This window comes from Rhizobium sp. BK289 (genome assembly GCF_014193575.1).
Lineage (GTDB): Bacteria > Pseudomonadota > Alphaproteobacteria > Rhizobiales > Rhizobiaceae > Rhizobium > Rhizobium tropici_C.
In genome coordinates, this window is the sequence record NZ_JACHZO010000002.1 from 325,567 (window position 1) to 339,092 (window position 13,526).

Annotated in this window: 12 protein-coding genes and 1 tRNA gene; 3 read left to right on the plus strand and 10 right to left on the minus strand. The window is 59.5% G+C overall.

The window, feature by feature from the left end; genetic code table 11:
* Positions 1 to 161 precede the first annotated feature (161 nt).
* Entirely contained in the window at positions 162 to 1,622 is a 1,461-nt protein-coding gene (locus tag FHT84_RS05295) for an FAD/NAD(P)-binding protein (RefSeq protein ID WP_112343943.1), read from the minus strand.
* Between the two features lie 759 nt (positions 1,623 to 2,381).
* Between FHT84_RS05295 and FHT84_RS31665 the strand changes: the two genes are divergently transcribed.
* Entirely contained in the window at positions 2,382 to 2,504 is a 123-nt protein-coding gene (locus FHT84_RS31665; RefSeq protein ID WP_281024038.1) for a hypothetical protein, read from the plus strand.
* Positions 2,505 to 2,646: 142 nt separating this feature from the next.
* On the plus strand, positions 2,647 to 2,943 hold the full coding sequence (locus FHT84_RS05300; protein ID WP_112343942.1) for a hypothetical protein: 297 nt from the start codon (positions 2,647 to 2,649) through the stop codon (positions 2,941 to 2,943).
* A gap of 232 nt (positions 2,944 to 3,175) precedes the next feature.
* On the opposite strand, the gene FHT84_RS05305 is transcribed toward FHT84_RS05300, so the two are convergent.
* From FHT84_RS05305 to FHT84_RS05340, 8 genes are all read right to left on the minus strand, one after another.
* Positions 3,176 to 3,251: transfer RNA gene (locus FHT84_RS05305), tRNA-Lys, on the minus strand.
* 124 nt (positions 3,252 to 3,375) lie between these two features.
* Positions 3,376 to 4,293 carry a PhzF family phenazine biosynthesis protein gene (locus FHT84_RS05310; RefSeq protein WP_169645003.1) on the minus strand — a complete coding sequence of 306 codons (918 nt, stop codon included), beginning with the start codon at positions 4,291 to 4,293 and terminating at the stop codon, positions 3,376 to 3,378.
* A gap of 68 nt (positions 4,294 to 4,361) precedes the next feature.
* Positions 4,362 to 5,099, minus strand: a complete 738-nt coding sequence (locus FHT84_RS05315) for an NUDIX hydrolase (protein WP_112343940.1) — start codon at positions 5,097 to 5,099, stop codon at positions 4,362 to 4,364.
* Entirely contained in the window at positions 5,096 to 6,211 is a 1,116-nt protein-coding gene (locus tag FHT84_RS05320) for an endonuclease/exonuclease/phosphatase family protein (protein WP_112343939.1), read from the minus strand. Before FHT84_RS05320 ends, FHT84_RS05315 begins: the two co-directional genes overlap by 4 nt.
* Before the next feature lie 51 nt (positions 6,212 to 6,262).
* Entirely contained in the window at positions 6,263 to 7,258 is a 996-nt protein-coding gene (locus FHT84_RS05325) for a 2OG-Fe(II) oxygenase family protein (RefSeq protein ID WP_112343938.1), read from the minus strand.
* 77 nt (positions 7,259 to 7,335) lie between these two features.
* Positions 7,336 to 8,367, minus strand: a complete 1,032-nt coding sequence (locus tag FHT84_RS05330) for an ABC transporter ATP-binding protein (protein WP_113249321.1) — start codon at positions 8,365 to 8,367, stop codon at positions 7,336 to 7,338.
* Positions 8,355 to 10,049, minus strand: a complete 1,695-nt coding sequence (locus FHT84_RS05335; RefSeq protein ID WP_183761348.1) for an iron ABC transporter permease — start codon at positions 10,047 to 10,049, stop codon at positions 8,355 to 8,357. Before FHT84_RS05335 ends, FHT84_RS05330 begins: the two co-directional genes overlap by 13 nt.
* Positions 10,050 to 10,066: 17 nt before the next feature.
* On the minus strand, positions 10,067 to 11,047 hold the full coding sequence (locus FHT84_RS05340; RefSeq protein WP_112343935.1) for an ABC transporter substrate-binding protein: 981 nt from the start codon (positions 11,045 to 11,047) through the stop codon (positions 10,067 to 10,069).
* A gap of 172 nt (positions 11,048 to 11,219) precedes the next feature.
* On the opposite strand from FHT84_RS05340, the gene FHT84_RS05345 reads away from it, so the two are divergent.
* Entirely contained in the window at positions 11,220 to 12,278 is a 1,059-nt protein-coding gene (locus tag FHT84_RS05345; RefSeq protein ID WP_112343934.1) for an aldo/keto reductase, read from the plus strand.
* Positions 12,279 to 12,295: 17 nt separating this feature from the next.
* Here the strand turns inward: FHT84_RS05345 and FHT84_RS05350 are convergent, their stop codons facing one another.
* Positions 12,296 to 13,525, minus strand: coding sequence for a PLP-dependent aminotransferase family protein (locus tag FHT84_RS05350; protein WP_112343933.1), 1,230 nt, complete (start codon positions 13,523 to 13,525; stop codon positions 12,296 to 12,298).
* Between the last annotated feature and the right edge of the window lies 1 nt (position 13,526).

Consider the following 13,526-nt stretch of genomic DNA (forward strand, 5'->3'; position numbering starts at 1 on the left):
CACCCAAGGGAGACTCACCGGTCCATCCTGTCACCACGGATTGCGGAAGTAACCCCGCGCCTCCTGACGAGCAAGATAGTAACTCACAAATTGTATAGTTTATATGAGTAAATTTAGGCAATTGTATCGCCTAAGCAACGAATTTGCGGTTTTTCTTGGATTTAGGCGGCGCTACTATCCAAATATGCCGTCTTTTGCCCATGGTCGTGATCGCTGATCGCACCGGCGACCTGTTCGGCGACCAGAACGGCATGCTCGACTACCTCGGGCAGTCCCATGAGTTCGCCGAACGTTCCACGCGCAAGCGGTCCGGAAATAAACAGGGACGGCGCTACCGTTCCATCGGCAGCAAGTGCCCGCGATTGCGTATCGCAGGCAAATCCCAGCCGGGCCGGATCCATTGCGAGATAGCCGGCTTCCGATAGTTCTTCGATCCAGCCTTGCGATTGCAGAATGCCGCGATGTCCGGGGCCGGTGGTGACGACGACCGCATCGAATTGTCTGTCCATATATCGCTCGGACCGGCTGAGCTGCAATCTGCAGTCAATGAAGCCGTTGGCTACGACGACACCTGCGACCGAAGCTGCCAGAACCTCGAGCCTGCCGCTTTCGATCGCCCGATCGCTGACTGTCTCCACCTGCGGCGCGACCCGAAAACGATGCACATCCCAGAACGGCCTCAAATGCCTGACGAGACGGCGCCGCTCCTCGATCGGGAGCGCCTGCCACACATACCGGCCCTGCGCCCTTACCTGGTCGATGACGGCATGCCAGCTGTGTCCTTCGCTCTGCGCTTCGCGGATCGCGGCCCGTAGGCGGCGCAGGAGATCAAGCGCCGTCTTCGAAGGCTCACTGGCGAAATCGCCGAATGGTTCCTGCTTCACCGCCGCATGGCCGCGTGAGCGCAGACCGCGTCGCGATATGGCGGTGACCGGTCCCATGTGCCCCCTGAGTTCGAGTGAGGCAATGACGTCGGCCGAGGTCAAGCCGTTGCCGACAACCAGCACACGATCCTCGGCCCGGATAGCCGCAAGCGCATTCGGCCGCGTCGGATCCGGAACGAAGCGCGGATGACCGGCAAGCGCATCCTGCAGCACCTGCGGCGGAAGGGGCGAAGGATGGCTGGTGGCGATGACGAGAATATCCGCATCCACGCGCTGACCGGCCGCGCCGGTAACCGCCCAGCGGCCATCTGCCCTCTCGATGCGCTCCACGCTTTGCCTGACATGGACAACGCGCCCATCCTCGACGAAAGGATGGATCATGCTATTGATATAATTGCCGAAAACGGAGCGCCTGGGAAAAAGATTGCCACTGGCGGCCACCGCCGCCTCATCGTCGGCAAGCGCATCCCTTTGCTGCAGCCAGCGTTGAAAATGCTCGATGTCATCGGGCAGCAGGCTCATCTTTGCCGCCGGCACATTGATACGGTGAGCGGGATCTTGCGTATCGTAGGCAAGCCCTGCCCCGAGACGTTCCCGTGGCTCGAAGATGAAGAGTTGGCCAGGTTGCAACGACCGCTGCTGCAGCAGATGGAAGGCAACCCCCGTTCCGGAAACGCCGCCGCCGACGATGACGATAACAGGCAGTTCACGCGCCTGGCGATCAGAGCCAATGGTCAATAGCCAACTCCCTCAAGATCGATCTGCCGCGAGTCTTTTGCGTGTCGATCAATCGCAATCTCATTGAAGATAATGGTATACTCTACAAAATTTGTTGACAATACGATTGCGGCGGGTGCCAGCTCTTCAGACAACCAAAGGCAGTCAATGCAATGCTGATATTCCTTTGCAAACAAATGGTTATTTGTGCCGCGCACAACATTGTTTTTGCGTCGCAGGATGTAAAAAGCTTGGCATGCGCCGGTTGAAAGAACATACTAGCGGTTGTTCTGGCTCGTGTTCTCTGTGGGAGGAGAAACATCATGGAACTGCTTCGTCTGCTCACTGCCTTCGACTATACGCTGGTGCTGATTCTGGCAGTCATCTTTGTGTTCAGCGTCATGGAAGGCGGGCATAAAAAGCATTGAATTTGGGCTGTAGAAAGCGATAGCCGTCGCGGCCGGGCAGCGCCCGGCAGAGTCAGATGCATTTCAGCTGCCATGCCCAGAGCCCGCTGCGGGGCGCAAATAATCGACACAAATGACGAGCTGCCTCGGCCGGTATTTCCGATGCGGCTGCCTGCATGCAAAGTTCTTTCAAACCGGGAATAAGGATGTGTCACTGTACTCACAAAGCCGACAGTAGATATTGCAGCACTGGATTGTATAATTCGACGCTCTTCGCCCGTTAAAGTGAGAGAATTATTCCACAAGCTTCGCGCAAACAATTCTTAGGATATTTCCTTACATCGATAAACCATCGATCGGAGGGGATATACTCATGGGCTATGACTGGAGCGGCATCAAGACACGCCGGATGAGAAGGCTGAAATACGGGCTTTCGCTATTCCTCTTCACCATGTCCATAGCAGCGCCAATCATGTTCCTGCTGCATCTCCGCTGAACCCTTGGCAAGACCTGCTCCGATTGCTGGACCAGGAATTTCGCCTCGGGGCAGCGCTTGAAGTTAGGATCAATCCATCGCGACGGGGAACCAAAGCGAGCTACGGCCGTTCCTAAAGGCTTACGCTATTCAGGAGAACACCATGGCCGACGTCTCGCTGGACAAGGATATCAACGCGCAGATCGATGAGCTCCGCAGACAGATCAGTAAGCTCTCGACCGTCCTGAAAACCAAGATCGATACCGCCACCGATCGTGCGGACGAGACCCTTTATTCATCGAAAGCGAAGGCTGCAAGCATTGCGGACCAAGCTCGGTCCGAAGGCCGGAACGTGGTGCAGGCTGCAAGGGAAAATCCGACAGCCACGAGCTCCATCCTGATCGCAACGGCGCTTCTGGGCGTCTTGACCGGCCTTCTGCTCGGCAAGCTTTCGAACTGATCCGACAATTCCCGTCAGACAAAGACTGATCGGTCACAATGGCAACAGCAACCGCGCATCGTTTGAAGTTTTGCGCCATGTTTGGGCGGAGGGCGCAACGGAACTGATGGACAAGCGTTGAAGCAAGATCGAGCCGGTCGCGTTTGAAATGTGAAACCGGAAAATGAATTGGAAACGACTTCCAAATCATCGTCGTCAATCAGTGTAAATCTTGGCTAAGTGCCTGAAAAGATGGTGGGTGATGTAGGGCTCGAACCTACGACCCGCTGATTAAGAGTCAGCTGCTCTACCAACTGAGCTAATCACCCGTACCGCTTGCTGGCGGCGTGACCGGGCATATAAATAGGATCGGTTTGATTGTCCAGCGGCCAGACGAATTTTCTTTGATTATTTGTCAAAAAAATTTCAGAAGCCGCGAAAAACCCCGTAAAATCAAAGCTCAAGGATTCCGGATGCAATGCGCACAGCCTGGCCGCCGATGCGGGCATTGGTGATCAGGCCGCCGTCGACATCGACATGGAGGTGAATCAGAGACGGCCGCCCCATCTCGATGCCCTGCTCGACGATGAAGGGATGATGCCCATCCGGCAGCGCATCGAACTGATTGATGGCGCCGGACATCGCCGCGACCGCCGAACCCGTTGCCGGGTCCTCCACGATCCCCATGCCGACCGGAAAGACGCGCGCGTGAAACTTCGCCGCATGGTTGACCCCGCCACGGCAATAGATGAAGGCCGAGGCCAGCGCGCCATCGACGAAGGGGACCGTCTTCTCCCAGAGCTGCGAATCGAATTCCATCCGCTCGGCCGCACCGACATCGTGCACCGGCACCAGAAGAAACGGCACTCCGGCGCTCCAGATGGAAGGAACATGGTTCTCGAAACCAATCTCGGTGATGTTCAGGCTGAGCGCGTTGGCGATGTCGGCCTTGTCGAGCGGCAACAGGATCTGCTGCGATTTCTTCGGCAGGTCGAACTCGGCAAAGCTCGCCTTGTTCTGCCGCAGCTTGATGGCGCAGCGCACCGGCCCAAGGCGTTCATCGAGAACGGAAACAAGATCGAGATCTCCGCCATGGCTGGCATGGGCTTTCTCCGCCAGAGCGATCGCCGTGCCGACGGTCGGGTGCCCGGCAAAAGGCAGCTCGCGGGCAGGCGTGAATATGCGCAAGCTTGCCGTATGGGCCGGATTTTGCGGCGGCAGCACGAATACCGTCTCGGAGAGGTTCAGCTCCCTGGCGATCGACTGCATCGCCTCGTCGCTCAGGCCCTCGGCTTCGAAGATGATTCCGAGCGGATTGCCCGCCAGCTTGCTGTCGGTGAACACATCATAGACACTATAGCTGCGCGTCAATCCGGCCTCCATCCGTATTTCCAGATTCGCTTATTCATACCGGCAAGCGACCCTAGCGCAAGCCCAAGCTATTTGTCGCTGCCGAAGAACCAGGCGAGAATAGGACGCATTGCAATATTATAGGGATGCGCCGTTGGGTCGGCCGATCGAATAGCAACCACGCCATCGACCTCGTCCTCTTCGGAAACGAGCATATGCGCCTCGATCCGCCGAAGTATCTCCTCGGCTGTCCACGGAAAACGGAAAACGCGGAGAAGCGTGATCGAACGCCTTATATGCATTGCGTAATATCCGGATACCGCAGCGGCATCACGTAGATCGAGGCCGGTCTCCTCCAACAGCTCACGCCGCATATTGCCTTCGACATCGGCGTGCCCGTCGACGATATCGTTCTCATCCATCGATCCGGAGGCGCAATAGACCTGACCGGGATTTGCGGTATGGGCGGCCATGCGTATCGCGATGATCGCTCCGTCCGACGATACGATAACGGGAAAGGCAAAAAGGTGAAAAGCTCCCGGCTGCCGCTGCTTTCGCCACAAGAGAAATGTCGAGAAGGACGTTACATAGGCCTCCCCCTTCACTGCACCGCCTTCAAGCGACAGCCTGTGCTGAAAGATCATGCGACCGTCATAAAGTGATGGGTTGGCGGCAATTTCCCTTGCCCAATTTTCCCGCGCCGCCTCCTGCTCGCGCAGGTGAAACGGATGTTCGCCGGGAAACACGGCAAGGTCGATGCTGGAGATGGGAAACACGGTGCTTTCCGGCGGCCAGCCGGCCATGTCGTTCTGTTCTGAGAAGGTCATATCAAATCCAATGTCATGACGATGGGGCAATGATCGGATGCTTTCGGCCTGTCCCAGCCGACGCGGGGATAGCGTTCCACCTCCTGCCCCGGTGGAAATATGGTGCGGAAAGGCTGGCCTGAACGAACGACATCCGGGACCCGAGTTGCATTGGCGCGCGCCAGAGCGGGCGACAGCCAGATGTAGTCGAGCTGGCACAGCCGCTGCTCCTGCGGCCCGCGCGCGTGATAGAGCGTCCAGCGATCGAGTTCGTCGCGCCGCTGCATGATATTTTCGGCAAAGCCGTCATGGCTGAAGACATCGAGCGCGCTGCCCTTCTCTTCGTTCCGCGCCTCGAAACGATAGCCCGTGCGGCGCGTGCCGATGACATCGATCCATTCCTGATAGTCGTTCATGTCGCCGCAGATGGCGAAATTCTTCGTTGCCGTATGACCGGCGCCGAACCGGTTCTCGATGATGCGGCGAACCGCCAAGGTCTCGGCGCGGCGGATCGGCATGGTCGCATGACGCCCATCCACGCCTTCACGCGCCGGCCCCATCGATTTGAGATGCACGACATAGAGCGAAAACGGCACCCCGCCGATATGGAGATGCAGCTCCAGGCAGTCACGCTTGAAGATCTTGTCTTCCGGATGAATCTCGAGTTCCGCCAGTTCGTCGTTGAAAAGACCGAAATCGCCATATGTCACCATGGCGTGACTCTTGATGTCGTTGAGCACGATCGGCTGGCCGTCGCGCGTTTCCTCACGCATCATGACGGCGACATCGATGCCGCGGCTGTCATTGCCTTCGATCAGGAATTTCTGGCGATAGCCGTTGCCGACCATGCGGTAGAGGTACCCGTATTCGAAGGCCTGCAGCGCGGCCATGTTGTCGACCTCCTGCAGGCAGATGATGTCGGCATCGGCGTCTGCGATCGCCAGCGCCGTCATCTGCCTGGTGTCGTCGGTCGCAGCGATCACACGCGCCGCTTCCAGCTGCTGATAGATCTCTTCATTGCGGACATCGAAGAGCTGCAGCACGCGATCCTGGCGCAACTGGTTGCGAAAACCGGTGTAATCAAAACGGGTCAGAAGGTTTTCGACATTGAATGTCGCAAGGCGCAGGGACATGAAGCATTCCAATTTATGAAGAAGCAGGCGAGCCGGTTCACTAAACCGATATCACCCGGCCTTCGCGGTCACGGTCGATTTGAATTTGCCCATCAGATACGGGCCGGAGAGAACAGACGCATATTTCGGCTCCTCGCCTTCCTTCAGGCACGACGGCAGGCAGGCGATCTCGGCAAACCAGTTCGGCTGATGGAAGAAGGCCAGGGATTGCCGCCGCTGCATGCCGCCCTCCTCCGGCGGCGGATTGACGACGCGATGCACGGTCGAGACCCAGCGATCGTTGGTCCAGAGCGCCATCAGGTCGCCGATGTTGATAACGAAAGCCCCCTCCACCGGGGGCACCGGCGTCCAGTTGCCATCAGGAGCGATGATCTCGAGCCCTTTCGAGCCGGATTGCGGCAGAAGGATCGTCAGGCTGCCGTAATCGGTATGCGCACCGGCGCGAAGCTGGCCCGGCTGCGGCGGTACATGCTGCTCGGGATAATTCAGCGCCCTCAGCGCACTGATCGGTGCATCGACGTGAGGATCGAAGAAGTGTTCGTCGAGGCCGAGCGCCGTTGCGAACACGCGCATGATGCGCGCCGCCAAATCTTCCATAGCTCCGTAGTAAGCCTTCCATGCCTCCACAAATCCATCAGGTTCTTCCGGCCAAATGGTGGCGGCATAGCAGAAGCCGAGCGCCTCCGGATCGCTCATATCAGCGGGAACGGAAAGCGGGCCGCCATTGAAGCTTTCCTTCAAATCCGGCGGCGTGTCGACATTGCGCGATTTTGCCAGCGCTTCGGTGCCCGGCCCGAGATAGCCGTAGGGATAACCGGGATAGAGCGTTTTCGCCCGCTGCTTCACCTCGGGTGGCAGATCGAAGAATGCTTGCGTTTTCTTCCAGACCTCGGCGATGACGGCGTCTGCAACGCCATGGTTGGAAATTGCCAGAAAGCCGGTCGAGCGGCATATCCGATCCACCTCCGCACCGAGCCGCTTTTTCTCCTCATGACCAGCCGCCTCGAAGGCGCCGAGATCGAAAATAGGAAAGCTATGATCGGACATGCGCGACTCCCATCCGTAACCTCGAGCAAATCAAGCATAGGAGAAGGCGGGGAACAACCATCTTGTCCCCTGCCCGATCAAAGCCGCCAGGCCGAGCGGACCGCGACCCGATAATCATCGCCCACGGCAACAGCCTCGCGGCTATAGGCGCGCAACACCTGTCCATCCGACATAGACAGCCTCAGCGCATAGCGCTCGCCCTCATAGAGAACGGAATCGACACGGCATGAAATGCCCTCGCCGTCGACAACCACGTCCTCCGGCCGCACGAGAACATCCGCGCCCGCCGAGCCGCCTGCCCGATTCTCCCATAAGCCCCGGAAGAACGGCCAATCGATACGGCGCGGACCGCCGTCGGGAAAAGCCATCGACAGGATGGCGCCCTGCCCGACCAGACTGCCGACCATTTTCCCTTCAGGGCGTGCATAGATCTCCGCCGGCTGCGCCACCTGCAGGAGCCGCCCTTTGGACATGACGGCAACATCGGTCGCAAGCGCCATCGCTTCGCTCTGGTCGTGCGTGACATAGACCATGGTGGCACCGGAGCGCTGATGAAACTCGCGAAAAGTCTCCTCCATCTCCTTCTTCAGGTGACGGTCGAGATTGGCGAGCGGTTCGTCGAGCAGCACGACATCGGGCGATGTCACCAAGCAGCGAGCAAGCGCCACGCGCTGGCGCTGGCCGCCGGAGAGTTCGGCTGGCCGGCGCTCGGCATAATCGTCAAGCCGCACCGTCGCCAAGGCCTCGCGCACCTTCTCGCGATAACGCTCGCCGGAGATGCCGCGCACCTTGAGTGGATAACCGACATTGTCTGATACGTTCATATGCGGCCAGAGCGCATAGGATTGAAACACCATCGCCATGTTGCGCCGCTCGGGCGGCAACATGTTTACGGCATCCGCCAGTAGCCGTTCGCCGAGATGGATGGAGCCATCCGTCGGCTGCTCGAAGCCGGCGATCATTCGAAGCACGGTCGTCTTGCCGCAACCGGAGGGGCCGAGCAGCGCCAGGAAACCGCCCTCGCGAACATCGAGCGACAAGGCATTGACGGCAGCCCGGCCACCGGTACCAAAATCCTTGCTGATATGGTTGAGGATCAGCTTCGCCAAGGCACCACTCCCTTCGGCAGGCGCTTGGCCATGATTTCCAGAAGCACCATCATGATGACGACCATGGCGATGACGATGACCGACATGGCCGAGGCAAGATCGGCGCTGCCGCCGTCGTCGAGATTGTAAATGACGACGCCGAGCGTCTGCGTGCCGGCCGACCAGAGCAGAGCCGAAACGGTCAGCTCGTTGCAGGCAATGAGGAAGACGAGGATCACCGAGGCACCCGCCGCCGGCGCGATCAGCGGCACGATGATATCGATCAACCGGCGGAAGAAGCCGGCTCCGGAAAGCCGCGCCGCCTCTTCCAGCGCCGGATCGAGCTGCAGGAAAGCGCTCATGACCGGCTTCAGGCTGACGGCGAAATAGGCGGAGAAATAGGCAAGCAGGATGATCCAGATCGTTCCGTAAAGCGTGACGTTGAGGATCGGCAAGGGTGCGGCAAACACCAGAATGAAGCAGACGGCAATGATGATGCCCGGAAGCGCATAGGGGATCTCGATCATGCCGCCAACGATGCGGCTGAGCGCGTCCTTGCGCCGCGTCAGCGCATAGGCCGTGAGCACTGTCACGAAGAGGAGACCCAATGCTGTCATTCCCGCCAGAAACAACGAATTGGAAAAGGCGGTCCGCGTTATGCTCTGCCGAAACAGGATTTCCGTGAAGGCATTGAGCGATGCCGTCTTGAAGGTGAGCGGCACGCCATAGGCCGGCACCAGCGCGCCTGCGACCAGCGCCAGGAAGGGTGCGACGAGCATGACGAACAAAATGGCGCAGAGCACGGGCAAGGCCAGATAGCGCCAGCGGCCAAGCGAAAAGGCAGCCGTCGCACCGGAAATACCGATGACACGGTAATCACGCCCCTTCAGAGCCCTGCCCTGCACGGCAAGACCGGCAACGGCGATGACGGCGATCATCGTCGAGAGTACGGCGATATCGCCGAATGTCCTCGGCCCGAAATTGGAGAACTTGGTGAAGATCAGGGTCGATAACGTGTAGATCGAGGCAGGAATGCCGAGGATCGCAGGAATACCGAAATTGCCGATCGAGGAGACGAAAGCAATCGCGGCTCCGGCAATGACACCGGGCAGAGACAAGGGCAGAATAGTATCGCGGAAGACGCGCAGGCCTGAGGCTCCGGAAAGCCTTGCCGCTTCCACACCATCGCGTGGCAGCGCCATCAGGCCGGCGCGCAAAGCGAGATAGACCAGCGGCGCATGCTGAACGCCATAGAGCAGCGTGATGCCGCTGACGGAATAGAGCGGCTGCGGCGAGCCGAGCGGCGGCGCGATATGCAGCGCTTTCAGCAAAGGGCTCGACGGCCCGGACATCTGCACCCAGGCAAGCGCCGTGACCTGCGGCGGGATCATCATCGGTAGCACGAAGAGGAAACCGATGAGCCCCCTGCCCGAAAGATCTGTCAATGTCAGCAGGAATGCGAAGAGGCTGCCAAGGACGACGGAAATGATGGTGCCGAGCACGGCCGTTTCGATCGTGTACCAGACCGAGCGCCAGAGCGCGGGATCGGTGACGAGCTCATAGGTCCCGCCCTTGAGAAGTGCCTCGATGCCGGTAAGCGCCAGCCGCGCCAGCGGCAGGACGCTGAGCAACAGCACGACGGCAACAACAAAAGGAAACAGCCAGGCCGGCTGGCTGTTTCCCCTACGCATATATGAGTACATTCCAGATCCGGGTCGGATTACTTCGACTTGAAGTAGGTGGAGAAGGTCTTCAGGTCCTGATCCGTGTTCTTGAGAGCATCGGCGGCATTCAACGGCAAAACCTTGATGCTGTCACGTGCCGGGAAGCCTTGCGGCAGCGGCGTACCATTGCGGGCCGGGATGTAGCCGAGCTTCAGGAAGCCTTCCTGGCCCTTTTCCGAGAGGACGTAATCGACGAACTTCTTGGCGGCATCGGCATGCTGCGTGCTCGCCAGAATGCCCACCGGTTCGGTGACGGCTGAAACACCTTCCTTCGGGAAGACGAATTCCAGCGGAGCGCCCTTGGCCTTCTCGCGGATCGGCATGTAATCGACGATCATGCCATAGGCCTTCTCGCCGGAAGCAACCGACTTGAGCACCGCGCCATTGCCGCCCGAGGCGATCGCGCCATTGTCGGCGAGGTTCTTGTAGTAATCCCAGCCGAGGCTACCGACGCCGGCGAGCGTCTGCGCGTGAATGAGAGCGGCGCCCGAGGCAAGCGGGCTCGGCATGGCGACGAGGCCCTTGGCTTCCGGCTTCACCAGATCCTGCCAGCTTGCCGGCTTCATCGCGGCCGCGGTGTTGTAGACGATGCCGGTCGTGATCAGCTTGGTGGAATAGTAATAGCCGTCGGTGTCATAGAGCGAGGCATCGTAGTTCTTGGCTTCTGGCGACTTGTAGGCAAGCAGCTTGCCGGCTTCCTTCAGGCGCTCCAGCGTCACCGTATCGGCGATCAACAGGACATCGGCGACCGGAGCGCCAGCCTGCATTTCGGCCTGCAGCTTGGCGATGATCTGCGGCGTGCCGTCACGAACCCAATCGACCTTGATGCCGGGATTGGCGGCCATGAAGCCATCGACAGTCGCCTGTGCATCGGCATTCGGCTGACTGGTATAGAGGACGAGATCGGCGGCATTGGCGCTGCCGGAGAAAAGGGCAATGGCCAACAGGCCGGCAAAGGCGGAAACAAAGGTCTTCATGAAAACGTCCTCGACTAGGTTGTAGGAGGTTGTCTAGACGCAGGGCTTAACATGATTGTGACAGTTGAATTTGAATAGATTGCCGTTCGTATGATGATTGAATCTTGACGATCGGCATCCGGCGCTATTTCTTGACGTACGTATTTCAGACGGGATCGAGGAGGACAGATCTATGGAATATCGCCTGCTTGGCCGCTCCGGCCTCAAAGTTTCCACCATCACAATGGGCACCATGACTTTCGGCGGCGTCGGCTGGGCAAAAACCGTCGGCGATCTCGGCATCAAGGATGCCAAGAAGCTTGTCGACATGTGTATCGACGCCGGCGTCAACCTGCTCGATACGGCCGACGTCTACTCGCAAGGCGCATCGGAGGAGATTCTCGGTGAGATCATCGGCGGCCCGCGCAAGAACGGCGTGCTCATCGCCACCAAGGCACGCTTCCCGATGGGGCCGGGCGTCAACGATGCCGGCTCGTCCCGCCAGCACCTCATTCAGGCCTGCGAGGCGAGCCTGAAGCGCATGAAGACCGATGTGATCGATCTCTACCAGCTGCATGAGTGGGACGGACAGACACCGCTGGAAGAGACGATGGAAGCGCTCGACACCTTGGTTCGCCAGGGCAAGGTCCGCTATATCGGCTGCTCGAACTTTTCCGGCTGGCACATCATGAAGGCGCTCGGCGTCAGCGAGCGCGACAAGCGCGAACGCTTCGTCAGCCAGCAGATCCATTACACGCTCGAAGCACGCGACGCGGAAAACGAGCTGGTGCCTGTTAGTATCGACCAGGGCCTCGGCATTCTCGTCTGGAGCCCGATCGCCGGCGGCCTGCTCTCGGGCAAGCATCGCCGCAATCAGGCGACACCGGAGGGTACGCGCCAGTTCGCCGGCTGGACGGAACCGCCGATCCGCAATGAGAACCGTCTGTGGAATATCGTCGACAGGTTGGTGGAGATCGCAGATGGTCGCGGCGTTTCCGCCGCTCAGGTGGCGCTTGCCTGGCTCATCGGCCGAAAGGGCGTGACCTCGGTCATCATCGGCGGCCGCACCGAGGCGCAGTTCAAGGACAATCTTGCCAGCGCCGAATTGAAGCTGACCGACGAAGAACGCAAGCGGCTGGACGACGTCAGCCTACCGCCGCTGATGTATCCCTATTGGCACCAGCGCAATACCGCCAGCGACAGGCTGAGCGAGGCCGATCTGGCGCTGATCGGCCCGCATCTGGCGAAGTAAAAAACGGTGGTGGCGGCTTAGGCCGCCATTGCTCCGATCTCGCCCGCGATCAGCTTGCCGAGCCGCGAAATGCCCTCTTCGATCATCTCGTCATTGGCGCAGGAGAAGCTGACGCGGAAGGTGTTCGCGCCCGAACCGTCGGCGAAGAAGGCCTGCCCGGGCACGAAGGCGACTTTCGCCGTTTCTAGCGACCGCGCGAGCAGCTTGGCGCCATCCATGCCCTTCGGCAGGGTGATCCAGACGAACATGCCGCCCTGCGGCCTCGTCCAGCTCGTACCGTCGGGCATGTATTTCGCAAGCGCCGCCAGCATGCAGTCGCGGCGGTGGCTGTAGGTCTTGCGGATCTTGGCAACCTGCGCATCGAAACCACGCTCTGCGACCTGATGAATGGCGATCTGGTTGATGGTCGAGGAATGCAGGTCGGCCGCCTGTTTCATCAGGACGAGTTTGCGGATGACAGGCGCATTGGCAACGACGAAGCCGACGCGAAGGCCAGGCGCCAGCGTCTTCGAAAAGCTGCCGCAATAGATCGTGCGCGTGTCGTTGATGCTGCCCTTGCGCGCGATTTCCAGCGCCAAGATCGGCGCGACCGGATCGCCGTCATAACGCAGCGACTGATAGGCGGCGTCTTCGATGACGGCGATATCGAGCTCTTCGGCAAGGTCGAGCACCTTCTTGCGGCCGGCCAGATCGACGGTCTCGCCCGTCGGATTGGCAAAATCGGCCGAGAGATAGGCGAACTTCACCCTGCCGCCCGCCTGCGAAGCCGCGGCGCGATAGGAATCCGGCGTGCGGTTGCCGTTCGGCGTCAGCTGGTCATAGGCCGGCTCATAGGCGTTGAAAGCCTGCAACGCGCCAAGATAGGTCGGCGCTGTCACAAGCGCCGTATCCTTCGGCGACAGGAAAAGCTTGCCGAGATAATCGAGCCCCTGCTGCGAACCGGAAACGATGAAGACATTTTCGAGTTCGCAGGGAATGCCGAGCGCGCCCATCTGGCCGACAAGCCATTCGCGCAGCGGCTTGTAGCCCTCGCTGACCGAATATTGCAGCGCTGCATTCACCGTCGGACCGGAAAAGATATCGGCATAGGCCTGCTTGAATTCGGCATCGGGAAACAGAGCGGGATCGGGAATACCACCTGCAAAAGAGATGATATCCGGCCGCTCCAAGAGTTTCAGCAGCTCGCGGATTTCGGAGGCGCGCATGCGGCTTGAGCGCGTCGCAAAGATATTTTCCCAATTCAACATG